Genomic DNA, 23520 nt, shown 5'->3' with positions numbered 1-23520 from the left:
GCCGCTACACCTCGACGATCACCGTGAACGGGCCGTCGTTCGTGAGCGAGACCTTCATGTCCGCTCCGAACCGGCCCGTCTCCACCTGGGCGCCCAGCTCGCGCAGCCGCGCCACCACCTCGTCCACCAGCGGTTCGGCGACCTCGCCTGGCGCCGCCGCGTGCCAGGTGGGACGGCGGCCCTTGCGGGCGTCCCCGTACAGCGTGAACTGGCTGATGACCAGCAGCGGGGCGCCCAGGTCCGAGCAGGACTTCTCGCCCGGCAGGATGCGCACGGACCACAGCTTGCGGGCCAGCTGGGCCGCCTTCTGCGGAGTGTCGTCGTGCGTCACCCCGACCAGGACGCACAGCCCCTGACCGACGATCTCCCCGGTCGTCTCGCCGTCCACGACGACGCTCGCCCCGTCCACTCTCTGTACCACAGCACGCATACCGACCATCATGCCCTGCGCCCATCGGGGCCGATCGGGTGGACCGCCGCTGCACAGGGGCCATTCGGAGTGGCACGATGCGTGCAGGCGGTGCAGTTGGGCAGGAACTGCGGGAATGGCGCATCGCTGGAGGGGACGGGACAAGAATGATCACACCGGGCACCGAGCGGGCCATGGCCACCGAGAGCCCGCTGCCGGCGCGACCGCCGAGCCAGCGCGGCGGACGGCTGGCGGACGCCGCGACCGTATCGGCGACGACGGGGGCGGCGGCAGCGGGGGCAGCGACAGCGGGGACAGGGACGATGGGCGGTCTGCGGCTGACGGAGCTGCGCGCGCGGCGCCGCTCCGCGCAGCGCGAGGAGGCGGACCTGAGCTATGTGCGCAGACTGCTGCACGGCCGGATCGACATCCTCCGCGCCGAGCTGCGCCGACGCCGCGCGGGGACGCCCGCGACAGCGGGCGGGCCACCGGCCGACCCCACGGAGCTGGTGGAACTGGTGGAGCTGCTGCCCGAGATCCTGGCGGACGTACCGTCCCGGCACCGCAGCTCGGCCCGCCATGTGACGCTCGGGACCCCGCACAGCGCGGAGTGCGAGCGGCTGGCCGAGGAGATGCTGGCCGAGGTCGGCCTCTCGGACCTCCCGGCGCGCACGGACGAGGAGCTGCACGGCGCGATGGGCCGCCTGGAGGGGTACGAACAGCAGGTCTCCCGGCGGCGGCAGGGGCTCCAGCGCACCGCCGACCAGTGCAGCGCCGAGATCGCGCGCCGGTACCGCGAGGGCGAGGCCCAGGTAGACGACCTGCTGGCGTAGCCGCCGTACCTGCTCGCGTAGCCGCCGTACCGGATATCCACAGCCTGTGGACGAAAATCCGGATGCGACGGGCGACCGCGGCCGCCTAGCGTGGCCGCATGGCCGCCCACATCCGCACCACCCTCGATGACTCCGACGTCCCCGGCTGGATCCGCGCGCTGCACACCGGCTTTCTGCGTCCGCCGGACGTCTCCAAGGAGGAGGTGGAGGTACGGCGGACGGGCATCGACCTGGACCGCACCCAGGGGGCGTACGAGGGTGACCGCTGCGTCGCCACCTTCCGCAGCTTCGAACAGCGGCTGACGGCGGTCGGCGGCGCCGACGTGACGGCCGACGCGATCAGCAACGTCACCGTGTCGCCCACCCACCGCCGCCGGGGCCTGCTCAGCCGGATGATGGAGCACGACCTGCGGGCGGCCAAGGAGCGGGGCGACGCGGTGGCCACGCTGATCGCCGCCGAGTACCCGATCTACGGGCGGTACGGCTTCGGCCCGGCCACCTGGGTCACCCAGTGGACGGTGGACGTCGCCCGCGCCGGTATCGACCCGCGCTACTCCGGGCCCGCGTGCGGCGGCAGGGTCGACTACGCCGACGCCGACGAGATACGGGCGCTCGGCCCCGCCCTGCACGAGCGGCTGCGCGCCCGGCGGCACGGCTACGTCGACCGCACCGAACGCTGGTGGCGCGTGAACACCGGCCTGCTCCGCTTCCCGGGCGACGACCGGACCAACGAACCGTTCTACGTCCTCTACCGCTCCCCCGACGGCACCGTCGACGGCCTGCTCGCCTTCACCGTCGACGACCGGTGGGAGGGCAACAAGCGGCCGCAGGACACCGCCACGGTCCTCAGCCTGATCGGCGTCAGCCCGGCGGCCGAGCGCGCCCTGTGGCACTTCCTGTGCTCCATCGACTGGGTCCTCCACATCGCCACCGGCCCCCGCGCCCCGGACGACCTGCTCCCCCTGTTCCTCGGCGACCCCCGGGCGGCCCGGACCACCACCCACGCCGACTTCCTGTGGCTGCGCCCGCTGGACGTACCCGTCCTGCTGGAGACCCGTACGTACCCGGCGTCCGGCTCACTCGTCCTCGACCTGCGCGACTCCGCCGGTCTGGCGGGCGGCCGCTACCACCTGGACGCGACCCCGGACGGCGCCACCTGCGTCCCCACCACCCGCGCGGCCGACCTGACCATGGACATCGGCGAGCTGGGCACCGTATGGCTGGGCGACGAGTCCATGACCCGCCTCACCGCCCTCGGCCGGGCCGAGGAGAACCGCCCGGGCGCCGCGTCCCTGGCCGACACCCTGCTGCGCGCGGGGCGGCGGCCATGGTGCCCGGACATGTTCTGAGCGGCTACGGGCCTGGCTAGCAGGAGGACTTGAGCAGGCGGCGGGCGCCCGCGCCCTGTTCGCCCAGCTGGTCGTAGGGGTTGGCCAGGGCGCACTTGTCGATCGACAGGCAGCCGCAGCCGATGCAGTCGGTGAGGCGGTCGCGGAGGTTCTGCAGCTGCTCGATGCGCTCGGTGAGGTCCGTGCGCCAGCACTCCGAGATCCGCGCCCAGTCCTCCTTGGTCAGGACGTGGTCGTCGGGGAAGAGCGACAGCACGCCCCGGATCCTCGACAGCGGGATGCCGACCCGCTGCGAGGAGCGGACGAAGGCCACCCGGCGGAGCGTGTCGCGGGTGTAGCGGCGCTGGTTGCCAGAGGTGCGGCTGCTGTGGATGAGGCCCTCGCGCTCGTAGAACCGCAGCGCGGAGGCGGGGACTCCGCTGCGCTGGGACAGCTCGCCGACCGTCAGCTCGTGGGTCTTCCAGGTGAGGTGCGTCATGCTGCCGAGGGTAGCTTGACTTCAACCTTTGTTTAAGTCCGAGGCTCTTCTCATGACTACCGCAACCACGACTACCGCAACCACGACTACCGCAACCACCGTCTCCACCGCTCCCATCCGGCTCGCCGTCATCGTCGGCAGCACCCGCGAGGGCCGCTTCGGGCCCAAGGTCGCCAACTGGTTCACCGGCCGCGCCGCGCTGCGCGACGACGTGAGCGTGGACGTCGTCGACCTGGCCGACACCCCGCTCCCGCCCTCGCTCACCCACCGCCCCGGCCCCGAGGACGCCTCGGCGCTGGAGGCCGTGACGCCCCGCCTGGACGCGGCGGACGCGTTCGCCGTCGTCACCCCCGAGTACAACCACAGCTATCCCGCCCCGCTGAAGAACGCGATCGACTGGCACTACAGCCAGTGGCAGGCGAAGCCGGTCGGCTTCGTCTCGTACGGCGGCATGTCGGGCGGCCTGCGCGCCGTCGAGCATCTGCGGCCCGTCTTCGCCGAGGTGCACGCGGTGACCGTGCGCGACACGGTCAGCTTCCACAGCGCCTGGGAGGCCTTCGGCGCGGACGGCGCGCTGGCCGACCCGAAGGGCCCCGACGCCGCCGCCACGGCTCTGCTCGACCAGCTCGTCTGGTGGGCCGACGCCCTCCGTACGGCGCGCGCGGCGCGTCCGTACGGAGGCTGAGCCGGGGCCTCAGGCCGTACGGCGGCGGAACAGCGGCCCGGACAGGGCGGCCGCGATCGCCAGGATCCCGCCGCACCAGGCCAGCGCCTGCCAGCCGCTGTCCCCCACCGGCTGGTCCAGCAGCAGCGCCCGCAGCGCCTCGATCACCGGGGTGACGGGCTGATGGGTGGCGAAGCCGTGCAGCCAGCCGGGCATGGTGTCGATCGGCACGAAGGCGCTGCTGGGGTACGGCAGGAACATCATCAGGAAGGTGAACCCGCCTGCGGCCTCCGGGGTCCTGGCGATCAGGCCGAAGCAGGCCGAGAGCCAGGAGATCGCGAGGATGAACGCCAGCAGGATGCCCGCCACGGCGAGCCAGTCGAGCGGGCCCGCGTCCGGGCGGAAGCCGATCAGGAAGGCGACGCCGAAGACGATGGTGGTCGCGACCGTGTTGCGCAGCACGCTCGCGGCCACATGACCGGCCAACAGGGCCGTGCCGGAGACGTCCAGCGAGCGGAAGCGGTCGATGATGCCGCCCGCCATGTCGTCGGTGACGGTGACCGCGGTGCTGGCCGAGCCGAATCCGGCGCACAGCAGCATCACGCCGGGGACCACATAGGTCACGTACTGGGTGTGCGTGCCGGTGTCGATCGCGCCGCCGAAGAAGTAGACGAAGACGAGCATCAGCAGGACGGGCAGCAGCATCGCGGTGAACACCGCGTCGAGGTTGCGCCTGCTCAGCCGGACGGCACGGCCGGTCAGGACGATCGCGTCAGACATGCGCGGCTTCCTTGGTGATGGTCGGGGCATGGCCGGTCAGGGCCAGGAAGACGTCGTCGAGCGTGGCGCCGCGTACGGCGAACCGGCGCACGGCGCGGCGGTCGGGGTCGACCTCGTCGAGCAGCGCGCGGACCTGCGCGGCGTCCCCGTCGGTGGCGACGCCCAGCGTCAGCCGGTCGGCGTCGCTGTGCACGAGCCGCACGCCCAGGCGCCGGGCGGTCTCCGCGAACGCGTCGGTGTCGGTGAGCACCAGGTCCAGCCGCTCCCCGGCGACCTGCCGCTTCAGCTCGCCGGAGGTGCCCTCGGCGACCACCCGGCCGCCGTCGGCCACCGCGATGCGGTCCGCCAGCTGGTCGGCCTCCTCCAGGTACTGGGTGGTCAGGAAGACCGTCACCCCGTCCTCGGCCAGCCCCCTGACGACGTCCCACATGGCCTGGCGGCTGCGCGGGTCGAGCCCGGTGGTCGGCTCGTCCAGGAAGATCACCTCGGGTCGGCCGACCAGCCCGGCGGCGAGGTCGAGGCGGCGGCGCATGCCGCCGGAGTACGTACCGGCGGTGCGGCGGGCCGCGTCGGTGAGGCCGAACCGCTCCAGCAGCTCCCCCGCCCGGCACCGGGCCTCGGCGCGGCCGAGACCGCTCAGCCGCCCCATCATGCGCAGGTTCTCCTCGCCGGTCTGCATCTCGTCGACCGCCGCGTACTGGCCGGTGAGGCTGATGGCGCGGCGTACCCGGGCGCGGTCGCGTACGACGTCGTACCCGGCCACCCGGGCGTGGCCCGCGTCCGGGGAGGTGAGCGTGGACAGGATGCGCACGGTCGTGGTCTTGCCCGCGCCGTTCGGGCCGAGCAGCGCGAAGACGCTGCCGGGCGCGACGGACAGATCGATGCCCGCGAGGACCGTCACCGCCCCGTAGGACTTCGCGAGGCCGGTCGCCTCGATGGCCGGTTGTGTGGTCATGGGTACCCCGTTCTCTCTTCTGCGTATGCCATACGCACTACTGCGTAAGGTATACACAGTTCTAGGATGGCGGTCAACGGCGCGGCGTCACGGAGGGCTTACGGCCAATGGCCATCGAGGAGAACGGCAACGGCAGCGGCAGCGGGCTGCCCGCGGGCATCGCGGCCGCGTGGGGGCTGCGCGAGCGCCGCACCAAGGGACCCAAACCGGGGCTGACCCTGAACCGGATCGTCGACGCGGCGGTGAACCTGGCCGCCTCCGACGGTCTCGGGGCGGTCTCCATGAGCCGGGTCGCGGCCGACCTCGGCGTCTCCACGATGTCGCTGTACCGCTATGTCTCGGCCAAGGACGAACTGCTGCTGCTGATGGAGGACGCCGCCTTCGGCACACCCCCGCCAGGACCGGCCCCGGACGAGGACTGGCGGACCGGACTCACCACCTGGGCCTGGTCGCTGCGCGCCGCCTTCCACCGCAACCCCTGGGTGCTGCGCATCCCGACCAGCGCACCGCCCTCGACCCCCAACTCGGTGGCCTGGATGGAGCGCGCGCTGGCCTGCCTGCGCGATACGCGGCTGAGCGAGGGCGCGAAGATCTCCGTGCTGCTGCTGGTCAACGGCTTCGTACGGAACGAGGCGCGGCTGTCCGCGGATCTCGCGGCCGCCGCCGAGCGCACCGGGGACGACACCGAGCAGTCGATGGCGTCCTGGGCCCGGCTGCTGGGCAAGGTGACGGACGCCGAGCGCTTCCCCGCGGTGACCGCGGCCCTCGCGGTGGGCGAGCTGGAGACCCCGGGCGGCCCGGACGACGAGTTCGTCTTCGGCCTGGCACGGACCCTCGACGGCATCGAGGCCCTGGTGAACGCCTGACACGTGCCGTGGGCGCGGCACAGGCCAGATCACTGGGCAGATCACTGGCCAGATCCTCACGCATCCTGGCCATCCAGCCACTCGCCGCCCCCGCCGCCGCGTTGCGACGCTGGCCGGTATGAACGTGCTGTGGATATTCGCCCACCCCGAACCGCGCTCACTCAGCGGCTCCCTGCGCGACGAGGGCCTGCGCGCCCTGCGGGAGCTGGGCCATGAGTGCCGGGCGTCCGACCTCTACGCCATGCGCTGGAACCCGGTCGTGGACGGCGCCGACTTCCGGCACGACAGCGGGGACCGCCTGATCGTCGGCGCCTCCTCGCACGACGCCTACGACGCCGGGACGCTGAGCGAGGACATCCGCGCCGAGCAGGAGAAGATCGCCTGGGCCGACGCGCTGATCGTGCAGTTCCCGCTGTGGTGGTACGGGATGCCCGCCATCCTCAAGGGCTGGTTCGACCGCGTCTTCGTGAAGGGCTTCGCGTTCGGCGTCACCGGCCCCGATGGCCGCACCCTGCGCTACGGCGACGGCAAGCTGGCCGGAAAACGCGCCATGGTCCTGCTCACCGCCGGGGCCCGCGAGGCGGGGCTCGGCCCGCGCGGCGTCAACGGCGACATCGAGCACCTGCTGTTCCCGCTCCAGCACGGGACGCTCTGGTACAGCGGCATGTCCGTCCTGCCGCCGCACGTCGTCTACGGCGCGGACCGGCTCTCCGCCGAGGAGTACCAGGACTACGCCGCCGCGCTGCGCGAACGCCTCGCCACGCTGCCGACCGCCGACCCGATCCCCTTCCGCCGCCAGAACGGCGGGGACTACGACGAGAACCTGGTGCTGCGGCCCGGTGTCATGCCGGGGCGCTCCGGTCTGGCGGTGCACTACGCAGCTCCAGCCGCCAGTCGTTGCACCGGATGAGGGAGCCCGCCGGATACTCGAGGTCGCACTCGCCGAGCAGCGTGAACCCGGCCTTGCGGCACACCCCGTTCGACGCGGGGTGGCCGACCGACGGATAGGCGTGCAGCTGGCGGTGGGCGCCCTCCGCGGCCGCGGCGCGCGCGACCTCCCGGGCGGCAGCCGCCGCGATGCCCCGGCCCTGATGCGGCGGCAGCACGCCCCAGCCCGTCTCGTAAACCGTCTCCCCGCGCCACTCCCGCTCCCAGAAGCCGATGACGCCCACCACCTCGGCCTCCCGCGCCAGCACGATCCGGTACATCCGGCCGCCGCCCCGCCCGGGCAGCTCCGCATAGCGCCGATGGCGCGCCGCCACCTGCTCCTCGGTCTCCGGCCCGCCCAGGTGCTTCATCATCTCCGGGCTGTTGTTGCGCCGCAGCAGCTCGAGGTGGGACGGGGTGTCCGCCCACGGCTCCAGCCGCACCCCCACCACACCGCTCCCCTGAGACATCCGCCGCCTCCCGCCGTCGCGCCGTCCTCCCTCATTCGACCACGGGGGTACGACAACGGGACGGTGAGAGCGGGTCGGTGACAACGAGGCGACGGCAAATGCCGCACCCGGTTCCGCGCCCGTGCGCTAATGTCCCGACATCGATCAGGAACGAACACAAGTTCCATAAGGGGTGGGGTATATGGGCATCTTCGTGCGCACCGGACCGAACAACAGGCGCCACAGCGCGGGGGCCGCGGCACTCGCCGCCGTACTGCTGTGCGCCGGGGCGGTGGGGTGCGGCTCGGCGGAGTCCGGCGGCGGCAAGCGCGCGCACCGGGCGGCGAAGGAGAAGGAGCCGCGCATGGCACCGGCGGCGGCCGTGCGGGCGGCGGCGAAGAAGACGGACAAGCTGACCTCGCTCCGCTACCGGATGACCGGCCAGACCCTCGACGAGGGACGCGTCGAGGGCGAGGGCGCGATGGCCTTCGACCCACCCGTGGCCCGGATGAAGATGCGCGCGCTCGACGGGGGCAAGGCGGGGACGGTGGAGTACCGGCTCACCGGCGGCGTGATGTACCTCGGCGGCAGCGCGGTGGCCGCCGGGATGGGCGGCGACAGCGACCTCCCCGAGCTGGACGGCAAGCGCTGGCTCGCGCTGGACGCCAAGGAGCTGGAGAAGCGCGGTTCCGCCTCCCGGGGCGCGGGCTCGCTCACGGGCCGGGCGAAGACCAATCCGGCCGACGAGTCCGCCTTCCTCTCCGACGCCGACGATCTGCGCCGGATCGGCTCCGAGACCGTCGACGGCGTCCGGACCACCCACTACCGCGGCACGGTCACCGTCGACCAGATGCGCGCGAGCCTCAAGGACGAGAAGCCCACGAAGCGCGCGAGCCGCGAGAAGGCCCTCAAGACGTACGAGGAGTCGGGCATCGACCGCCTGGACATGGACATGTGGATCGACCAGGACAGCCACACCAAGCGCTTCCGCATGCGCGGCGACGCCGACAAGGGCCGCCTCGATGTGACGATGACCTTCCTGGACATCAACAAGCCGATCATCGTGCAGGCCCCGCCCGCGAGCGAGACCTTCAACCTGTCCGACTTGACCCGGAGCGCCCAGAGCTGACACCCGCGTGTGCCGCGCGACGGCCCGGCGTCACGTGGCACACGCCACTCTTGCAAGCACCTTGCTTGCAATAGTTAGCACTCCTGGTGCAGCATCGAAGACATGGCATCACTGAACGTCGGCAACCTCGGCGACTTCCTGCGGGAGCAGCGGCGCAATGCCCAGCTCTCGCTGCGGCAGCTGGCCGACGCCGCCGGGGTGTCCAACCCGTACCTCAGCCAGATCGAGCGCGGTCTGCGCAAGCCGAGCGCGGAGATCCTCCAGCAGCTCGCGAAGGCGCTGCGGATATCCGCCGAGACCCTGTACGTACAGGCGGGGATCCTCGATGAGCGCGATCGGGAAGAGACCGAGGTGCGCAGCGTGATACTCGCCGATCCCACGATCAACGAGCGGCAGAAGCAGGTGCTGCTCCAGATCTACGACTCCTTCCGCAAGGAGAACGGACACGGGATCGCCTCGGACGACACCCCCGCCGACGCCGACGTCGCCACACCCTCGAACTGATCCGGGAGGACCAGCACCATGGCCATCACCGACGACGTACGCAAGACCCTCACCGACCCGACCCCGCTCTACTTCGTGGCGGGCACGGCCGACCTCGCCGCCCAGAAGCTCAGGGAGGTGCCGACGCTGGTCGAGAAGATCGTCGCGGAGGCCCCCGACCGCTTCAACCAGGTGCGCAACACCGACCCGAAGGCCGTTCAGGACCGGGTCACCCAGCAGGCGAAGGACGCCCAGGGCAAGCTGAACGAGGTGCTGGGCTCCCTGGACACCGACCTCAAGCGGCTCCGGGACTCGGCGCAGGACCTGGCCCTCCAGGGCGTCGGCCGCGCCGCCGAGCTGGCCGTCAAGGCGCGGGAGCGGTACGACGAGGTCGCCGAGCACGGCCAGGAGGTCGTGAAGACCTGGCGCGGCGAGGCGGCCGACGAGGTCGTCGACATCGCCTCGGCGATCGAGCCGGCGGAGGAGAAGAACCAGCCGAAGGCTCCGGCGCAGCCGGTCTCGGTGGACTCCTCCAAGGAGGCCCCGAAGGCCACGGCCAAGCCGGCCGCCCCGGCGAAGAAGGCCCCGGCCAAGAAGACCACCACCGCCACCGCCAAGAAGACGGACCCCAGCAAGCCGTCCCACTGAGGTCAGGGTTTTGTCGGGGGCGCACAAAGGGGCCGGGTACGCACGTGGCGTGCCCGGCCCCGTCAGCGGGTACGGTGGCCCGTAACGCTCATCCCTCTTCTTATCTCTCAGCGTCTCTTCTAGGCGGTGGACAGCGTGCTGGTGCAAGGTTTCGGCGAGTTGCTGTACTGGGTCTCCTGGGGCCTTCTCCTGTTCAGCCTGTTCGCCTTCGTCGACTCGGTGATCCGCCGCCAGGACGCCTACAAGGCCGCGGACAAGCAGACCAAGCCGTTCTGGATGATCATCCTGGGGCTCGCGGCCGCGGTGAACTTCTTCATGGGCATCATGAGCTTCCTACCGATCATCGGGCTGATCGCGACGATCGTGTACATGGTCGACGTACGACCCGCGCTGCGGCAGATCTCCGGCGGTGGCCGCGGCTGGCCCGGCGGCGGCCGCGGTTCCAGCTCGGACGGGCCGTACGGGCCCTACAACGGCGGCCGGTAGCGGCGCGAGCGGGGCGGCGCCTCAGCCGCGGTCCAGCAGGAGCACGGCCAGGTCGTCCGTCAGCTCGCCGCCGTTCAGCGCGCGCACCTCGGTGACCGTGGCGTCCAGCAGCTCCTCGCCGCGCAGCCCGGTCGCCATCTGACGGGCGACGATCTCGACCATTCCCTCCTGGCCGAGCCGCTGCGCCCCGGTCCCGACGCGGCCCTCGATCAGCCCGTCGGTGTACATCATCAGGCTCCAGGCGCCGCCCAGCTCGACCTGGCGGCGCGGCCAGCGGGCGTGCGGCAGCAGGCCGAGCGCGGGGCCGTTCTCGTCCGTGGGCAGCAGCCGGGGCGCCATTCCGGGCCGTACGGCCAGCGGTGAGGGGTGCCCGGCGAGGCAGACCCCGGCCCGCCTGCCGTCCGGGGCGATGTCGACGGTGCAGAGGGTCGCGAAGATCTCGTCGTCCGGGCGCTCGTTCTCCAGCACCTGCTGCAGGGTGCCGAGCAGCTGGTCGCCGCAGAGCCCGGCGAACGTCAGGGCGCGCCAGGCGATCCGCAGCTCCACGCCGAGGGCGGCCTCGTCGGGGCCGTGGCCGCAGACGTCGCCGATCATCGCGTGCACGGTGCCGTCCGGGGTGCGGACGGTGTCGTAGAAGTCGCCGCCGAGCAGGGCCCGGCTGCGGCCGGGCCGGTAACGGGCGGCGAAGCGCAGTCCGGAGCCCTGGAGCAGCGGCGTGGGGAGCAGCCCGCGCTCCAGCCGGGCGTTCTCCTGGGCGCGCAGCCGGGACTCGGTGAGCTGGCGCTGTGCGAGGTCGGACCGTTTTCGCTCGACCGCGTACCGGATGGCGCGGCTGAGGATGCGGCCGTCCAGCTCGCCGCGGAAGAGGAAGTCCTGCGCCCCGACCCGGACCGCCTCGGCGGCGCGCTCGGCGTCGTCCTCGGCGGTGAGGACCAGGACGGCCTGGGTGGGCGCGAGCTTCAGTACGGAGCGCAGCGTGTCGAGCGCGTCCTCGGCCTCGTGCTCGGGGCCGGGCAGGGCAAGGTCGAGCAGGATGCACTGCACCCCGTCGGTGAGCAGCCGGGAGGCCTCGGTGAGGTTACGGGCCGTACGGATACGGACCCGGTTGCCCTCGGTGTCCAGCATCTCGGGGACGTTGAAGGCGCCGGCCGGATCGTCCTCGATCACCAGCAGGGTGAGCCCGCTGTCGGGCAGGGCGGCCGGCCGGTCCTCGGTGGCCAGTGCCTCCCGCTGCCTCGGCACGGGTACGGACATCGCTCGATTCCTTCCCTCCCCCCGAGGGCGCGGCGCCCGCCGCCGACCGGCGGACCGCACGAACCGGCTCACACACCGACTGGTCGGTTTCAGGGCATGCAAGCCGAATACTGCCAGGCGACTTTAGCGCTCGGTCCGGGCCCCGTGGAATGACCTCCCGGACGCCACTTTTGTCATATGCCCCACGCCCCGGGCGACTTGGGGGAATCCGGGCAGGGGCCGGGATGACAAACGTCACGCGAACTCCTCGCCCTTTTGTGGAACCGCACACGGATACCGCGATTCCCGCCCCAACCACACCGGGGCGGGGCGGACATAACAGGCGAATGACTCCCGGCGCGTGAAAACTGCCCGAATCAGGAGCCGTCCGGGCGCACCACGCCCAGGATCGGCATCGACCCCGCCCCCGCCAGGGTGATCTGGCGGCCCGGGCGCGGGGCGTGGACGATCGCGCCGTCGCCCACGTACATCCCCACGTGGCTGGCGTCCTTGAAGTAGATGACCAGGTCACCGGGGCGCATCCGCGCGGTGTCCACCTTCGGCAGCAGCCGCCACTGCTCCTGTGAGGTCCGGGGGATGGACCGCCCGGCCGAGGCCCAGGCCCGCTGGGTCAGCCCCGAGCAGTCGTAGCCGTCCGGGCCGACCGCGCCCCATACGTAGGCCTTGCCGATCTGGGCCGTCGCGAAGTCGATCGCGCGGCGCCCGACGGAGCTTGAGCGTCCGCCAACGTCCCGCAGTATGCCGGTCTTGAGCCATTTGTTCTGGGATGCCCGGTCCCGCTCCTCCTGGAGCCGCCGCAGCCGGTCCCGCTCCTTGCCCTCCAGCCGCGACTCCAGCCGCCGGGCCCGGGCGAGCTTCTCGGTGATCTCCGCCCTTGCCGCCGCCTTCCTCGCCCGGCTCCGGTCGAGCCGCTCCCACTCCTGGGAGGCGGAGTCGGCGTAGCGGTCGAGCGCCGTCTGCGTGCGCTCCAGCCGGTTCATCAGCCCGCGGGCCGCCTTCTCGCCCTTGCGCGCGAGGGTGAAGCCGTCGAGGAAGCCGCTGGGGTTGTCGCCCAGCAGCAGCCGCGCCTCGGGCGGCATCCCGCCGCGGCGGTACTGGGCCCGCGCCAGCGCCCCGGCGCGCTCCCGTAACCCGGTCATCTCCTCCTGCGCCTTCACCACGGCCCGCGCGATCCTCACGATCGACTTCTCCTGGCGCGTCTGTTTCTCCCGCGCCAGGTTGTACGCGTCGGTGGCTGATTCCGCTTGCCGGTAGAGGCGGTCCACATCGGAGCGGACCTTCTCCAGCCGACCGGCGCCCGAGGCGGTGCCGCCCGAGCCGTCCGCCTTCGGTTCCGGTTCACCGGGCGCGGCGTACGCCGTCCCGGGTGCGGCCGGCGCTCCCAGCGCGCAGACCAGCGCGGCGGCCACGGCGGCGCCCGCACCCCTCCCTCTCCCGTCCCGACTCACCCCACCGGCCTCCTCTCGTCCAGGTAGGGACGGATAGTGACATGCCGTACCTCAATCCGACAGAGCCACGCGCCGGTCGGCCGCGCACGCGACGCGATCCGGGGTTTCGAGAGGACGAAAGTAGACGTAGGCGATCAAAAGCGGAGAGAAGCGGAGGGAAGGCGACAGAGCGAGCGGAGGCCGGACCGCGACCACGCCGTGACCCAGCCGTTACCCGGCCACCACACTGACGGCCGAGGTTCACCGCTCGTTAACTCTTCCCCTTCGGTCGCTTCATCTGATCTGCCTAATTTCAGCCCTACTGAGTGCGTGCCGAGCCCCATGCCCGGACTCGCGCCCAGCGCACATCCGTCCCTGCGCACCACACGTTCGCGCGCCGTCCCCACCGGCGGCTTCTGGAAGGAATCTCCGAAAGTGAAGCTTCAGCGCAACAACCGGCTTCGCGCCATCGCCGCCGGTGCCCTCGCCCTGTCCGGCGCCTTCGTCCTGACCGCGTGCGGTTCGGACAACAACACCGGCGGCGGTGGCGCCCAGTCCACCGGCGACATCAAGTGCGATGGCAAGGGGCAGCTGCTGGCCTCCGGCTCGTCCGCGCAGAAGAACGCCATGGACCTGTGGACGAAGAACTACGGCGCGGCCTGTAAGGACGTCAAGCTCAACTACAAGGCCACCGGCTCCGGCGCGGGCATCCAGGAGTGGCTGCAGGGCAAGACCGCCTTCGCGGGCTCCGACTCGGCGCTCAAGCCCGAAGAGGTCGCGTCCTCGAAGAAGATCTGCAAGGGCGGCCAGGGGATCAACCTGCCGATGGTCGGCGGCCCGATCGCGGTCGGCTTCAACGTCCCCGGCGTGGACAAGCTGACACTCGACGCCGAGACGCTGGCCAAGATCTTCAACTCGGACATCAAGACGTGGGACGACCCCGCGATCAAGGCGCTCAACAAGGGCGTCAAGCTGCCGAGCCTCAAGATCCAGGCCTTCCACCGCTCGGACGAGTCCGGCACCACCGACAACTTCACCAAGTACCTGAAGGCCTCCGCCCCGAAGGCGTGGCCGCACGAGCCGGGCAAGGCGTGGGAGGGCAAGGGCGGCCAGTCCGCCGACGGTTCCTCCGGTGTCTCCTCGCAGGTCAAGCAGGTCCCCGGATCGATCTCGTACTTCGAGCTGTCGTACGCGACCGCCAACAGCATCAAGACCGTCGACCTGGACACCGGCGCCTCGCAGCCCGTCCCGGCCACCGTCGAGAACGCCTCCAAGGCCATCGCCGAGGCCAAGCCGAAGGGCACCGGCAAGGACCAGGCCCTCGACCTGGCGTACGACACCAAGGCGGCCGGCGCCTACCCGATCACGCTGGTCACCTACGAGATCGCCTGCGACAAGGGCAACAAGGCCGGCACCCTCGCGGCCACCAAGTCCTTCCTGAACTACGCGGCGAGCGAGGGCGGCCAGTCCGCGCTCAAGGAGCTGGGCTACGCCCCGCTGCCCGACGCGATCGCCAAGAAGGTCCGCGAGAGCGTTTCCAGCCTCTCCTGACCTGAAGAGTGCGGCCTGTTCCGCCTCGGCCGACCGGCCGGGGCAGAGCAGGCCGCACCGTCCGGTGCACCGCCGCACCAGGAGCCACACCCCATCCGGCTCCGCAGACCGGAGAACCCATGAAAACGGATATAGAACCCACATCCTCATCCGCCGGGTCACCGCCCAAGGTCGCGACCCGCTCCACCGGCCGGGCCGGTGACAAGATCTTCCTCGGCCTCTCCCGGGGCTCCGGGATCGCCCTCCTGGTGATCATGGCGGCCATCGCGGTCTTCCTCGCGTACCGCGCCGCCATCGCGATCTCCAAGGACGAGGCGAACTTCCTCACCGCCTTCGAGTGGAGCACCGGCACGACGCCGATGCGCTTCGGCATCGCGGTGCTCGCCTTCGGTACGGTCGTCAGCTCGATCATCGCGATGGTGCTCGCGGTCCCGATCGCCGTCGGCATCGCGCTGTTCATCTCGCATTACGCCCCGCGCCGCCTGGCCACCCCGGTCGCGTACGTGATCGACCTGCTCGCCGCGGTCCCCAGCATCGTCTACGGCCTGTGGGGCGCGCTCTTCCTGGTGCCGCACCTGACGGGTCTGTACACCTGGATGGACAAGTACCTGGGCTTCACCGGCGTCCTCTCCTACGAGGGCGGCGCCGCGCGGTCGCTGTTCACCGTCGGCATCCTGCTGGCGATCATGATTCTGCCGATCGTCACCAGCGTGAGCCGCGAGGTGTTCCGGCAGGTCCCGAAGATGCACGAGGAGGCGGCGCTCGCGCTCGGCGCGACCCGCTGGGAAGTCGTCCGCATGTCGGTCCTCCCCTTCGGCCGCTCCGGCATCATCAGCGCCTCGATGCTCGGCCTCGGCCGCGCGCTGGGCGAGACCATGGCGGTCGCCACCGTGCTCTCCCCCAGCTACCTGATCAACGTCAGCCTGCTGGACCCGGGCGGCGGCACCTTCGCGCAGAACATCGCCAGCCACTTCAAGGAGGCGAACGGCAACGGGCGTGACGCGCTCATCGCCTCCGGTCTGGTCCTGTTCGTCATCACCCTGCTGGTGAACGGCGCCGCGCGAATGATCATCGCCCGCCGCAAGGAGTACTCGGGGACCGCAGCATGAGCGACACGACCACCGACACCAACACGCCGCGCGCGGCCGCCCTCCAGCAGGCGCGGCTGCCCCGCTGGGCACCGCTGGGACTGGCCGCCGTCGCGATCGCCGCGGGCGTCGGCATCGGCACCGCCGCGGGCCTGGGCAACACCATCCAGTGGGGCCTGATCGCCGCGCTGCTCTTCGTCGTCCTCTCCTACGGCGTCACGGCCGCGGTCGAGGGCGGCCGACAGGCCAAGAACCAGCTGGCCACCAGCCTGGTGTGGCTCTGCTTCCTGATCGCGATCGTCCCGCTGTTCTCCCTGATCTGGGAGACCGTCAACCGCGGCAAGACCGTCCTGGACGGCTACTTCCTCAGCCACTCCATGGACGGCGTCCAGACGATCCTGCCCGGCGGCGGCGCGTACCACGCGATCCTCGGCACCCTGGAGCAGGTCGGCATCGCCACCCTCATCGCGGCCCCGATCGGCTTGCTGACCGCCGTCTACCTGGTGGAGTACGGGCGCGGGCAGCTCGCGAAGGCCGTGACCTTCTTCGTCGACGTCATGACCGGCATCCCGTCGATCGTGGCCGGTCTGTTCATCCTCAGCTTCTGGATCATCATCCTGGGCTTCGACTACTCCGGCTTCGCGGGCGCCATGGCGCTGGCCATCCTGATGATGCCGATCGTGGTCCGCTCCACCGAGGAGATGCTCAAGCTCGTCCCGGACGAGCTGCGCGAGGCCTCGCTCGCGCTGGGCGTGCCCAAGTGGCGCACCATCCTCAAGGTGGTGCTGCCCACCTCGATCGGCGGGATCACCACGGGTGTGATGCTCGCGGTCGCCCGTATCGCCGGTGAGTCCGCCCCCATCGTGCTGCTGGTCTTCGGCTCCCAGGCGATCAACCCGAACCCCTTCGAAGGCGCCCAGTCGTCGCTGCCGTACTACATCTACGAGCAGTGGCAGCTCGGTAACGAGGCGTCGTTCAACCGCGCCTGGGCCGCGGCGCTCATGCTCATCGCCTTCGTCATGATCCTGAACCTGGTGGCCCGCGGCATCGCCCGCTGGAAGGCCCCGAAGACCGGCCGCTGAGGCCAAGAAGAAGAGAAGTGATTCACATGGCCAAGCGCATCGACATCAGCGGGCTGACCGCCTACTACGGCAGCCACAAGGCCATCGAGGACATCTCGATGACCGTCGAGCCCCGCTCGGTGACCGCCTTCATCGGCCCCTCCGGCTGCGGCAAGTCGACCTTCCTGCGCACCCTCAACCGGATGCACGAGGTCACCCCGGGCGGCCGGGTCGAGGGCAAGGTGCTGCTCGACGACGAGAACCTGTACGCCTCCGGCGTCGACCCCGTCTCCGTGCGCCGCACGGTCGGCATGGTCTTCCAGCGCCCCAACCCGTTCCCGACGATGTCGATCTTCGAGAACGTGGCGGCCGGGCTCAAGCTGAACGGCTCGTACAAGAAGAGCGAGCTGCAGGACGTCGTCGAGAAGTCCCTCAAGGGCGCCAACCTGTGGAACGAGGTCAAGGACCGGCTGAACAAGCCGGGCGCCGGGCTCTCCGGCGGTCAGCAGCAGCGGCTGTGCATCGCCCGCGCCATCGCGGTCGAGCCCGACGTGCTGCTGATGGACGAGCCCTGCTCGGCGCTGGACCCGATCTCGACCCTCGCCATCGAGGACCTGATCGGCGAGCTGAAGGAGCGCTTCACGATCGTCATCGTGACGCACAACATGCAGCAGGCGGCGCGCGTCTCGGACCGTACGGCCTTCTTCAACCTGGCCGGTGTCGGCCAGCCCGGCAAGCTCATCGAGATCGACGAGACCGAGCGGATCTTCTCCAACCCGTCCGTCCAGGCGACCGAGGACTACATCTCCGGCCGCTTCGGCTGACATGAGGCCCCTCGCCCACCGGGCGAGGACCGGCGTCCTGCGGTGCTGCATGGCGGTGCCACCGCACGACGAAAAGGGCCCGCCCCTGGCTCCCGGGGGCGGGCCCGCTCCGTATCCGCTCGTCGTGGGGGTCGGTGGGGTCTTGGCTCGGCGGGTCAGCCGAAGGCCAGGTCCACGATCCAGTAGCTGAGGGCCGCGACCCCGGCCGCCGCGGGCATGGTGATGAACCAGCCGAGGATGATGTTCTTCGCGACCCCCCAGCGCACCGCGTTCACGCGCTTGGTCGCCCCGACACCCATGATCGCCGAGGTGATGACATGCGTCGTCGAGATCGGCGCCTGGAACATGAACGACGCGGTGTACATGACCGAGGCCGCCGTCGTCTCGGCGGCGAAGCCCTGCGGCGGGTCCAGCTCGATGATCCGGCGGCCCAGGGTGCGCATGATGCGCCAGCCGCCCGCGTAGGTGCCGAGCGAGAGCATCGCGGCGCAGGCGATCTTCACCCACACCGGGATGGCGTCCCCCTGATCCTCGACACCGCCGATGACCAGGGCCATCACCACCACACCCATGGTCTTCTGGGCGTCCTGGAGACCGTGGCCGAGCGCCATGGCGGCGGCCGACACGGTCTGGGCTATCCGGAAGCCGCGCTTGGCCTTGTGCGGGTTGGACTTCCGGAACATCCAGAGGATGCCGACCATGACGAAGTAGCCGAGCACCAGGCCGATGAGGGGCGAGAGGACCATCGGGAGGACGATCTTCTCCACCACCCCGCTCCAGTGAACGGTGCTGGAACCGGCGAGCGCCGCGCCCACCAGGCCGCCGAACAGGGCGTGCGAGGAGGAGGACGGCAGTCCGTAGTACCAGGTGATCATGTTCCAGGCGATCGCGCCGATCAGCGCGGAAAACAGGATGATCATGCCCTGTTTGCCGGTCGGGGTGGCGATCAGCCCCTCGCTGACGGTCTTGGCGACCCCGCTGCCCAGGAAGGCACCGGCGAGGTTCATCACCGCGGCCATCGCGAGCGCGGCCCGCGGGGTCAGGGCCCGGGTGGAGACCGAGGTGGCGATGGCGTTCGCCGAGTCGTGGAAGCCGTTGGTGTACGTGAAGAAGAGCGCGACCGCGATGGTCACGACGAGCGCGAAGGTGTCCATGCCGGGGCTCAGGACTCCTTGACGGCGATGGTCTCGACCGTGTTGGCCACATGCTCGAAGGCGTCGGCCGCCTCTTCCAGCACATCCACGATCTGCTTGAGCTTGAGCACGTCCATGGCGTCGTACTTGCCGTTGAAGAGGTGGGCCAGCAGCTTGCGGTGGATCTGGTCCGCCTGGTTCTCCAGCCGGTTGACCTCGATCCAGTACTCGGTGAGGTTCGTCATGGTGCGCAGGTTCGGCATCGCCTCGGCGGTCAGCTCGGCCGCCCGGGCCAGCACCTCGATCTGCTGCTCGACGCCCTTGGGCAGCTCGTCGACCTGGTAGAGGACGACCAGGTCGACGGCCTCCTCCATGAAGTCCATGATGTCGTCGAGGGACGAGGCCAGGGAGTAGATGTCCTCGCGGTCGAACGGCGTGATGAAGGAGGAGTTCAGCTGATGGAAGATCGCGTGCGTGGCGTCGTCTCCAGCGTGCTCCGCGGCCCTCATCCGCTCGGCGATCTCGGAACGAGCGGCGGAGTCCGCCCCGAGCAGTTCCATCAGGAGCTTGGAGCCGGTCACGATGTTGTCCGCGGAGGCGGCGAACATGTCGTAGAAGCTCGTCTCCCTGGGGGTCAGACGAAAGCGCACTGGGGAATCCTCGGGAAGCGGCGGATGGGGACTCGACGATGCTAGGCGCATCTTCCGGCCACGGTAACCGGCGTCCCCAGTGTCGCCCATCGGGCGGTGTGCTCTTCACAGGGGCCCGGTTCGGCCGGAAAAGCCGTTACCATATACCCACTGGGGGTATATGCGCACCGATAGTGAACAACGGGAGGACGCCATGACCACCACGGCAGCCGGTACCACCGCGCCCACCGGCGGCGATGAGCGGGGCCAGGCGTCCGGCCAGGCGTCCGGCCAGGCTTCCCCTACCCACGGGGGCCACGGGTACGCCCACCACAAGGACCAGCACCTGAAGCGGCTGCGCCGGATCGAGGGCCAGATCAGGGGCCTGCAGCGGATGGTCGAAGAGGATGTCTACTGCATCGACATACTCACCCAGGTCTCCGCCAGCACCAAGGCCCTGCAGTCCTTCGCCCTCCAGCTGCTCGAGGAGCATCTGCGGCACTGCGTGGCCAGCGCGGCCGTCGAGAGCGCGGCCAAGGAGGGCGGCGAAGGAGCGGACGAGGTGGACGCCAAGGTCGCCGAGGCGACGGCGGCCATCGCCCGGCTGCTGCGGACCTGAGACGGCGGACCTGAGACGGCGGGCCTGAGGCCGCGGGCCCGCCGGGCGGGCCCGCTTACCGGGCGTCCGGACCGTCGCTTTCCGGACGCTCCGGACGCTCCGACCGCTCCGTACGCCCGGCCTTCCGGCCCTGCGAGCGATTGGCCGAATCCGATCGGTCACCTGAGCGATTAGCCGACCGGTCGGCCTCCACCCGGAGCACCTCGTCGATGCGGTCCGGACTGAGCCGTTCCTCGTCCGCGCTCGCTGCAGCGATCATCAATTCACCGTAGAGATCGATCTCGACGAGGGCCACGGGGTCCGGGCCCGGTGAGCCGCGACGCGCAACCACGTGTTTCACCTCCTCCTGCGAGCACCTTCGAGCACCTTCGAGCAGCGGCTTCCCAGCGTAGGGATCGGTACACACTCCGCGCATGGCACGGATGGGCCATTTCGAAGGGGAGAGCGGACCCCTCCGACTACTTCTGAGGCGATCCGACCTTTCCTGTGTAGATATCCGCGGGCTTGGGGAGCCGAACGGCTGCCGCCACCCCGAAGTCGTACAGCACCGTCGTCGAGGCGACCCCCATCGCGCTCCGCCCGTCCGCGCTCCCGGCGGGCCGCGCCCCGCTCGCCCCGCTCGCCCCGCTGGTCACGGTGAAGCGGTGGCGCACCTCACGCAGCCGCCCCAGCCCGTCCAGATACGCGTCGAAGGGCACCAGGGAGTCGGTGAACCCCCGCGCCGCGGCCCGCAGCGGCCCCCGTACGCCGTGCGAGGCCACCCGGGCCGCCCGGCCGATGTCCGTGGTGCCGCGGTAGTGCCGCACCTGGGCACCGTCCAGCCCCACCTCCCCGACCAGGCTCGCCCGCCGCACCCCGCGCAGCAGTTCGGCGGCGGTCAGCGGATCGGTCGCCCCGCCGGTGACCAGATTGCCGTCCGGAATGCCCGCGGTGTCCACCCGTACCCATTTGTCGCTGGGGATGCCCGCGCCGCGGTTGCGCATGAAGAGCGCTCCGGGTGCCAGCAGTTCGGTGATCGGACCGTGCTCGGCCGCGCCCGTCGCGTCCCTCGGCAGCACCAGCCGCAGCCGCCCGCGCCGCCGCTCGAAGTCGTACGCCCCGCTGCCCTCGATCGACACCCGGGTGCCGCCGGTCGCCGTCTCCAGGGTCGTCCGCACCCGTGAACTCCCGGAACTCACCAGCACGTCCGCGGCCTGCCGCAGCACGGCGACCGCGGCCGCCGCCCCGGGGGCACCGCCCGGGCGCTCGTCCGCCACCGTCTGGGACGAGCAGCCGCTGACGGTCGCCAGCAGCCCGGCCAGCAGACCACCCGCCACGCATCCGGCGACCGCCTTCGCCCGTCTCCTTCCACCGCGCCGCTGAACCACCATCGACCGTCGACCCCCTGGCCACGCTCGTCCACGCCTTGATACTTGTTCGTTTAACGACCCGTTCCGGCCACCCGTCACGGCCCGGTAGCGTGGTCATGTGCTCGACTCAGGCGACATAGGCCCCGAACAGGCCCACACCACCACCGTGGAGAAGGGGGCCTTCTGTCTCGCCCGATGCACCTGCGGCTGGACCGGTCCGGCCCGCCGCTCCCGGCCCCTGGCCCGCGACGACGCCAGCGCCCACTCGACGGACCGTCATTCTTCCGCCACAGACGCAACCCCGCAGCCCGGCATGGCCTCTGACCAGGAGACCGGGCGGCGTACCCAATAACTGCGGTGGCCCGGTCGACCAGTAGGACAAGGTCGACAGGGAGGGGACACCGCCATGAACCGGCGGACACTGCTGGCAGCGAGCGCGGGGCTGGCCTCCACGGCCACCTGGGCCGCCGCGTGCAGCAGCACCACCACGGGACACGCCGCCGGCAGCCGCACGTCCCTCGGCACCCTCTCGGGCAGCGGGAACGGGGACGGGAGCGGCAGCGGGCTCGCGGCGAGCGCGGGCAAGCCGAAGGCCGCCGACTGGACCGCGCTCGCCAAGACGCTGCACGGCGACCTGCTGCGCCCCGGCGACGCCGACTACACCGCCGCACGGCGCCTGTACAACACCCGCTTCGACCATCTGCGGCCCGCCGCCGTCGCTTATATAGGCAATACGGCCGACATCGCCGCATGTCTGGACTTCGCCCGGCGCCAGGGCACCCCCGTCGCCATCCGCAACGGCGGCCACAGCTACGCGGGTTATTCCAGCGGCGACGGACGCCTGGTCATCGACGTCTCCGCGCTCGACTCCCTCCGTACCACCACCGGCGAGGCCCGCATCGGCGGCGGCGCCAAGCTCATCGACGTCTACACCGGGCTCGGCGCCCGCGGCGTCACCGTCCCCGGCGGCTCCTGCCCGAGCGTCGGCATCTCAGGACTCACCCTCGGCGGAGGCCACGGCGTGGTCTCCCGGGCGTACGGACTCACCTCCGACCACCTCACCGGCGCGACCCTCGTCACCGCCGACGGCAAGACCCTCCAGGTCTCGGGGGACCGCGAACCCGACCTCTTCTGGGCACTGCGCGGCGCGGGCGGCGGCAACTTCGGCGTCGTCACCGAGCTGCGCTTCCGTACCCGCAAGACCGGCGACGGCGTCACCGCCTATATGTCCTGGCCCTGGTCGAAGGCGGCCAAGGTGCTCAGCGCCTGGCAGAAGTGGGGCCCGGACCAGCCCGACGAGATCTGGTCGGCGCTGCACCTGTCGGCCGCCCCCGGCCGCACCCCCACCGTCTCCATCAGCTGCTTCTCCCTGGGCACCTACGGCGATCTGCAGAACGCGGTCGACCGGCTCGCCGACGGCCCGGGCGGCCCCGGCCCCGCCTCCCAGGTGACCCTGCGCCGCCGCGGGTACGTCGACGCGATGCGCATGTACGCGGGGTGCGGCGACACCTCGACCACCCGCTGCCATCTCCCCGGCGACCAGCCCGGCCGCAGCACCGACGGGGTGCTGAAGCGGGAGACGTACGCGGCGCGCTCCGACTTCTTCGACCGCTCGCTCAGCCAGGCGGGAGTGCGCGCGATGCTCGACCAGGTCGAGCGCTTCGGGCGACGCACCAGCGGCGGCGGCGCGGTCAGCATCGCGCTCACCGCGCTCGGCGGCGCCGTGAACCGCGTCGACCCGCGAGCCACCGCCTTCGTCCACCGCCGCTCGCGGTTCCTCGCGCAGTACACCGCGTCCTGGGCGGCGGGCGGCACGGGCACCCCGCAGAACGCCTGGCTGGACGCGGCGCACACGGCGATGCGGCGCTACGCCTCCGGGGCGGCGTACCAGAACTACACCGACGCCTCCCTCAAGGACTGGCGCTCGGCGTACTACGGCTCCGGCGCGGACCGGCTGGCGCGGCTGAAGAAGCGTTACGACCCGAAGCGGCTCTTCGACTTCCCGCAGGCGCTGTGAGCGCACGTGCCTGATGTACGCGAAGGGCGGGCGGGCCCGGAGACCGGGCCGCCCTGGGCGTAGTTTGGGTTTGATGGCGCGCGGTGCATTGTGGCGGCCTGCCGGCGCCGCC

26 protein-coding genes are annotated in these 23520 nt (G+C 71.1%); 15 read left to right on the top strand and 11 right to left on the bottom strand.

Going from position 1 to position 23520, the window contains the following annotated elements; translation table 11 throughout:
* Window positions 1–4 precede the first annotated feature (4 nt).
* Window positions 5–430, bottom strand: coding sequence for a D-aminoacyl-tRNA deacylase (gene dtd, locus ACFV9T_RS36140; protein ID WP_385446764.1), 426 nt, complete (start codon window positions 428–430; stop codon window positions 5–7).
* A 146-nt stretch (window positions 431–576) separates the two neighbouring features.
* On the opposite strand from dtd, the gene ACFV9T_RS36135 reads away from it, so the two are divergent.
* Window positions 577–1242: an ABC transporter substrate-binding protein gene (locus ACFV9T_RS36135; protein WP_385446763.1), complete on the top strand. Its 666-nt coding sequence runs from the start codon at window positions 577–579 to the stop codon at window positions 1240–1242.
* 98 nt (window positions 1243–1340) lie between these two features.
* Window positions 1341–2591 carry a GNAT family N-acetyltransferase gene (locus ACFV9T_RS36130; RefSeq protein ID WP_385446762.1) on the top strand — a complete coding sequence of 417 codons (1251 nt, stop codon included), beginning with the start codon at window positions 1341–1343 and terminating at the stop codon, window positions 2589–2591.
* Between the two features lie 16 nt (window positions 2592–2607).
* On the opposite strand, the gene soxR is transcribed toward ACFV9T_RS36130, so the two are convergent.
* Window positions 2608–3069 carry a redox-sensitive transcriptional activator SoxR gene (gene soxR / locus ACFV9T_RS36125; protein ID WP_385446761.1) on the bottom strand — a complete coding sequence of 154 codons (462 nt, stop codon included), beginning with the start codon at window positions 3067–3069 and terminating at the stop codon, window positions 2608–2610.
* Between the two features lie 52 nt (window positions 3070–3121).
* Here soxR and ACFV9T_RS36120 point away from each other — a divergent pair, with 52 nt between their 5' ends.
* Window positions 3122–3754 (top strand): NADPH-dependent FMN reductase, encoded by a 633-nt coding sequence (locus ACFV9T_RS36120; protein WP_385446760.1) that lies wholly within the window; start codon window positions 3122–3124, stop codon window positions 3752–3754.
* A gap of 9 nt (window positions 3755–3763) precedes the next feature.
* On the opposite strand, the gene ACFV9T_RS36115 is transcribed toward ACFV9T_RS36120, so the two are convergent.
* Window positions 3764–4513 (bottom strand): ABC transporter permease, encoded by a 750-nt coding sequence (locus ACFV9T_RS36115; protein ID WP_385446759.1) that lies wholly within the window; start codon window positions 4511–4513, stop codon window positions 3764–3766.
* Window positions 4506–5468, bottom strand: a complete 963-nt coding sequence (locus ACFV9T_RS36110; protein WP_385446758.1) for an ATP-binding cassette domain-containing protein — start codon at window positions 5466–5468, stop codon at window positions 4506–4508. Before ACFV9T_RS36110 ends, ACFV9T_RS36115 begins: the two co-directional genes overlap by 8 nt.
* A gap of 107 nt (window positions 5469–5575) precedes the next feature.
* Here ACFV9T_RS36110 and ACFV9T_RS36105 point away from each other — a divergent pair, with 107 nt between their 5' ends.
* Window positions 5576–6334 carry a TetR/AcrR family transcriptional regulator gene (locus ACFV9T_RS36105; RefSeq protein WP_385446757.1) on the top strand — a complete coding sequence of 253 codons (759 nt, stop codon included), beginning with the start codon at window positions 5576–5578 and terminating at the stop codon, window positions 6332–6334.
* 118 nt (window positions 6335–6452) lie between these two features.
* Window positions 6453–7244 (top strand): NAD(P)H-dependent oxidoreductase, encoded by a 792-nt coding sequence (locus tag ACFV9T_RS36100; protein ID WP_385446756.1) that lies wholly within the window; start codon window positions 6453–6455, stop codon window positions 7242–7244.
* Here the strand turns inward: ACFV9T_RS36100 and ACFV9T_RS36095 are convergent.
* Complete coding sequence (locus tag ACFV9T_RS36095; RefSeq protein WP_385446755.1) at window positions 7177–7731, bottom strand: GNAT family N-acetyltransferase; 555 nt, start codon at window positions 7729–7731, stop codon at window positions 7177–7179. The two genes, ACFV9T_RS36100 and ACFV9T_RS36095, sit on opposite strands and share 68 nt — an antisense overlap.
* Window positions 7732–7912: 181 nt before the next feature.
* On the opposite strand from ACFV9T_RS36095, the gene ACFV9T_RS36090 reads away from it, so the two are divergent.
* The 4 genes from ACFV9T_RS36090 to ACFV9T_RS36075 all read left to right on the top strand — a co-directional run bounded on the left by ACFV9T_RS36090 (window position 7913) and on the right by ACFV9T_RS36075 (window position 10456).
* Window positions 7913–8839: a DUF1396 domain-containing protein gene (locus tag ACFV9T_RS36090; RefSeq protein ID WP_385446754.1), complete on the top strand. Its 927-nt coding sequence runs from the start codon at window positions 7913–7915 to the stop codon at window positions 8837–8839.
* Between the two features lie 102 nt (window positions 8840–8941).
* Entirely contained in the window at window positions 8942–9343 is a 402-nt protein-coding gene (locus ACFV9T_RS36085) for a helix-turn-helix domain-containing protein (RefSeq protein ID WP_385446753.1), read from the top strand.
* An 18-nt stretch (window positions 9344–9361) separates the two neighbouring features.
* A complete protein-coding gene (locus ACFV9T_RS36080; protein WP_385446752.1) occupies window positions 9362–9970 on the top strand; it encodes a hypothetical protein in 609 nt (202 codons plus the stop codon).
* 135 nt (window positions 9971–10105) lie between these two features.
* Window positions 10106–10456 (top strand): DUF2516 family protein, encoded by a 351-nt coding sequence (locus ACFV9T_RS36075; protein ID WP_385446751.1) that lies wholly within the window; start codon window positions 10106–10108, stop codon window positions 10454–10456.
* Between the two features lie 21 nt (window positions 10457–10477).
* On the opposite strand, the gene ACFV9T_RS36070 is transcribed toward ACFV9T_RS36075, so the two are convergent.
* Complete coding sequence (locus ACFV9T_RS36070; RefSeq protein WP_385446750.1) at window positions 10478–11710, bottom strand: PP2C family protein-serine/threonine phosphatase; 1233 nt, start codon at window positions 11708–11710, stop codon at window positions 10478–10480.
* A gap of 356 nt (window positions 11711–12066) precedes the next feature.
* Complete coding sequence (locus tag ACFV9T_RS36065; protein WP_385446749.1) at window positions 12067–13119, bottom strand: NlpC/P60 family protein; 1053 nt, start codon at window positions 13117–13119, stop codon at window positions 12067–12069.
* Window positions 13120–13572: 453 nt separating this feature from the next.
* On the opposite strand from ACFV9T_RS36065, the gene pstS reads away from it, so the two are divergent.
* The 4 genes from pstS (at window position 13573) to pstB (ending at window position 17661) form a co-directional block, all read left to right on the top strand.
* On the top strand, window positions 13573–14688 hold the full coding sequence (pstS, locus tag ACFV9T_RS36060) for a phosphate ABC transporter substrate-binding protein PstS (RefSeq protein ID WP_385446748.1): 1116 nt from the start codon (window positions 13573–13575) through the stop codon (window positions 14686–14688).
* 119 nt (window positions 14689–14807) lie between these two features.
* Entirely contained in the window at window positions 14808–15797 is a 990-nt protein-coding gene (gene pstC, locus ACFV9T_RS36055; protein ID WP_385446747.1) for a phosphate ABC transporter permease subunit PstC, read from the top strand.
* Window positions 15794–16858 (top strand): phosphate ABC transporter permease PstA, encoded by a 1065-nt coding sequence (gene pstA / locus ACFV9T_RS36050; RefSeq protein WP_385446746.1) that lies wholly within the window; start codon window positions 15794–15796, stop codon window positions 16856–16858. The genes pstC and pstA overlap by 4 nt, the downstream gene beginning before the upstream one ends.
* 26 nt (window positions 16859–16884) lie before the next feature.
* The gene (gene pstB, locus ACFV9T_RS36045) at window positions 16885–17661 is read left to right on the top strand and encodes a phosphate ABC transporter ATP-binding protein PstB (RefSeq protein WP_385446745.1); all 777 of its coding nucleotides are present in this window, start codon (window positions 16885–16887) and stop codon (window positions 17659–17661) included.
* Between the two features lie 155 nt (window positions 17662–17816).
* Here the strand turns inward: pstB and ACFV9T_RS36040 are convergent, their stop codons facing one another.
* Together ACFV9T_RS36040 and ACFV9T_RS36035 are read right to left on the bottom strand one after the other, a co-directional pair.
* On the bottom strand, window positions 17817–18815 hold the full coding sequence (locus ACFV9T_RS36040; protein WP_385446744.1) for an anion permease: 999 nt from the start codon (window positions 18813–18815) through the stop codon (window positions 17817–17819).
* A gap of 8 nt (window positions 18816–18823) precedes the next feature.
* Window positions 18824–19444, bottom strand: a complete 621-nt coding sequence (locus ACFV9T_RS36035) for a DUF47 domain-containing protein (RefSeq protein WP_385446743.1) — start codon at window positions 19442–19444, stop codon at window positions 18824–18826.
* Window positions 19445–19637: 193 nt separating this feature from the next.
* On the opposite strand from ACFV9T_RS36035, the gene ACFV9T_RS36030 reads away from it, so the two are divergent.
* A complete protein-coding gene (locus tag ACFV9T_RS36030; protein WP_385446742.1) occupies window positions 19638–20042 on the top strand; it encodes a metal-sensitive transcriptional regulator in 405 nt (134 codons plus the stop codon).
* Window positions 20043–20097: 55 nt separating this feature from the next.
* Here the strand turns inward: ACFV9T_RS36030 and ACFV9T_RS36025 are convergent, their stop codons facing one another.
* Window positions 20098–20337, bottom strand: coding sequence for a hypothetical protein (locus ACFV9T_RS36025; protein WP_385446741.1), 240 nt, complete (start codon window positions 20335–20337; stop codon window positions 20098–20100).
* 163 nt (window positions 20338–20500) lie between these two features.
* Window positions 20501–21412: a hypothetical protein gene (locus ACFV9T_RS36020; protein WP_385446740.1), complete on the bottom strand. Its 912-nt coding sequence runs from the start codon at window positions 21410–21412 to the stop codon at window positions 20501–20503.
* A gap of 385 nt (window positions 21413–21797) precedes the next feature.
* Here ACFV9T_RS36020 and ACFV9T_RS36015 point away from each other — a divergent pair, with 385 nt between their 5' ends.
* Window positions 21798–23408, top strand: coding sequence for an FAD-binding oxidoreductase (locus tag ACFV9T_RS36015; RefSeq protein WP_385446739.1), 1611 nt, complete (start codon window positions 21798–21800; stop codon window positions 23406–23408).
* The last annotated feature ends 112 nt before the right edge of the window (window positions 23409–23520 follow it).

It is taken from the genome of Streptomyces sp. NPDC059850 (genome assembly GCF_042731515.1).
Classification (GTDB): domain Bacteria; phylum Actinomycetota; class Actinomycetes; order Streptomycetales; family Streptomycetaceae; genus Streptomyces.
Note: the sequence above shows the minus strand (reverse complement) of the source record. Positions and strands in the feature narration are given on the sequence as shown.

What these genes read in the sequence shown, in the direction of transcription:
- dtd (WP_385446764.1), bottom strand. Translation starts at nt 430, where the DNA reads ATGCGTGCTGTGGTACAGAGAGTGGACGGGGCGAGCGTCGTCGTGGAC.
- ACFV9T_RS36135 (WP_385446763.1), top strand. Translation starts at nt 577, where the DNA reads ATGATCACACCGGGCACCGAGCGGGCCATGGCCACCGAGAGCCCGCTG.
- ACFV9T_RS36130 (WP_385446762.1), top strand. Translation starts at nt 1,341, where the DNA reads ATGGCCGCCCACATCCGCACCACCCTCGATGACTCCGACGTCCCCGGC.
- soxR (WP_385446761.1), bottom strand. Translation starts at nt 3,069, where the DNA reads ATGACGCACCTCACCTGGAAGACCCACGAGCTGACGGTCGGCGAGCTG.
- ACFV9T_RS36120 (WP_385446760.1), top strand. Translation starts at nt 3,122, where the DNA reads ATGACTACCGCAACCACGACTACCGCAACCACGACTACCGCAACCACC.
- ACFV9T_RS36115 (WP_385446759.1), bottom strand. Translation starts at nt 4,513, where the DNA reads ATGTCTGACGCGATCGTCCTGACCGGCCGTGCCGTCCGGCTGAGCAGG.
- ACFV9T_RS36110 (WP_385446758.1), bottom strand. Translation starts at nt 5,468, where the DNA reads ATGACCACACAACCGGCCATCGAGGCGACCGGCCTCGCGAAGTCCTAC.
- ACFV9T_RS36105 (WP_385446757.1), top strand. Translation starts at nt 5,576, where the DNA reads ATGGCCATCGAGGAGAACGGCAACGGCAGCGGCAGCGGGCTGCCCGCG.
- ACFV9T_RS36100 (WP_385446756.1), top strand. Translation starts at nt 6,453, where the DNA reads ATGAACGTGCTGTGGATATTCGCCCACCCCGAACCGCGCTCACTCAGC.
- ACFV9T_RS36095 (WP_385446755.1), bottom strand. Translation starts at nt 7,731, where the DNA reads ATGTCTCAGGGGAGCGGTGTGGTGGGGGTGCGGCTGGAGCCGTGGGCG.
- ACFV9T_RS36090 (WP_385446754.1), top strand. Translation starts at nt 7,913, where the DNA reads ATGGGCATCTTCGTGCGCACCGGACCGAACAACAGGCGCCACAGCGCG.
- ACFV9T_RS36085 (WP_385446753.1), top strand. Translation starts at nt 8,942, where the DNA reads ATGGCATCACTGAACGTCGGCAACCTCGGCGACTTCCTGCGGGAGCAG.
- ACFV9T_RS36080 (WP_385446752.1), top strand. Translation starts at nt 9,362, where the DNA reads ATGGCCATCACCGACGACGTACGCAAGACCCTCACCGACCCGACCCCG.
- ACFV9T_RS36070 (WP_385446750.1), bottom strand. Translation starts at nt 11,710, where the DNA reads ATGTCCGTACCCGTGCCGAGGCAGCGGGAGGCACTGGCCACCGAGGAC.
- pstC (WP_385446747.1), top strand. Translation starts at nt 14,808, where the DNA reads ATGAAAACGGATATAGAACCCACATCCTCATCCGCCGGGTCACCGCCC.
- pstA (WP_385446746.1), top strand. Translation starts at nt 15,794, where the DNA reads ATGAGCGACACGACCACCGACACCAACACGCCGCGCGCGGCCGCCCTC.
- pstB (WP_385446745.1), top strand. Translation starts at nt 16,885, where the DNA reads ATGGCCAAGCGCATCGACATCAGCGGGCTGACCGCCTACTACGGCAGC.
- ACFV9T_RS36040 (WP_385446744.1), bottom strand. Translation starts at nt 18,815, where the DNA reads ATGGACACCTTCGCGCTCGTCGTGACCATCGCGGTCGCGCTCTTCTTC.
- ACFV9T_RS36030 (WP_385446742.1), top strand. Translation starts at nt 19,638, where the DNA reads ATGACCACCACGGCAGCCGGTACCACCGCGCCCACCGGCGGCGATGAG.
- ACFV9T_RS36020 (WP_385446740.1), bottom strand. Translation starts at nt 21,412, where the DNA reads ATGGTGGTTCAGCGGCGCGGTGGAAGGAGACGGGCGAAGGCGGTCGCC.
- ACFV9T_RS36015 (WP_385446739.1), top strand. Translation starts at nt 21,798, where the DNA reads ATGAACCGGCGGACACTGCTGGCAGCGAGCGCGGGGCTGGCCTCCACG.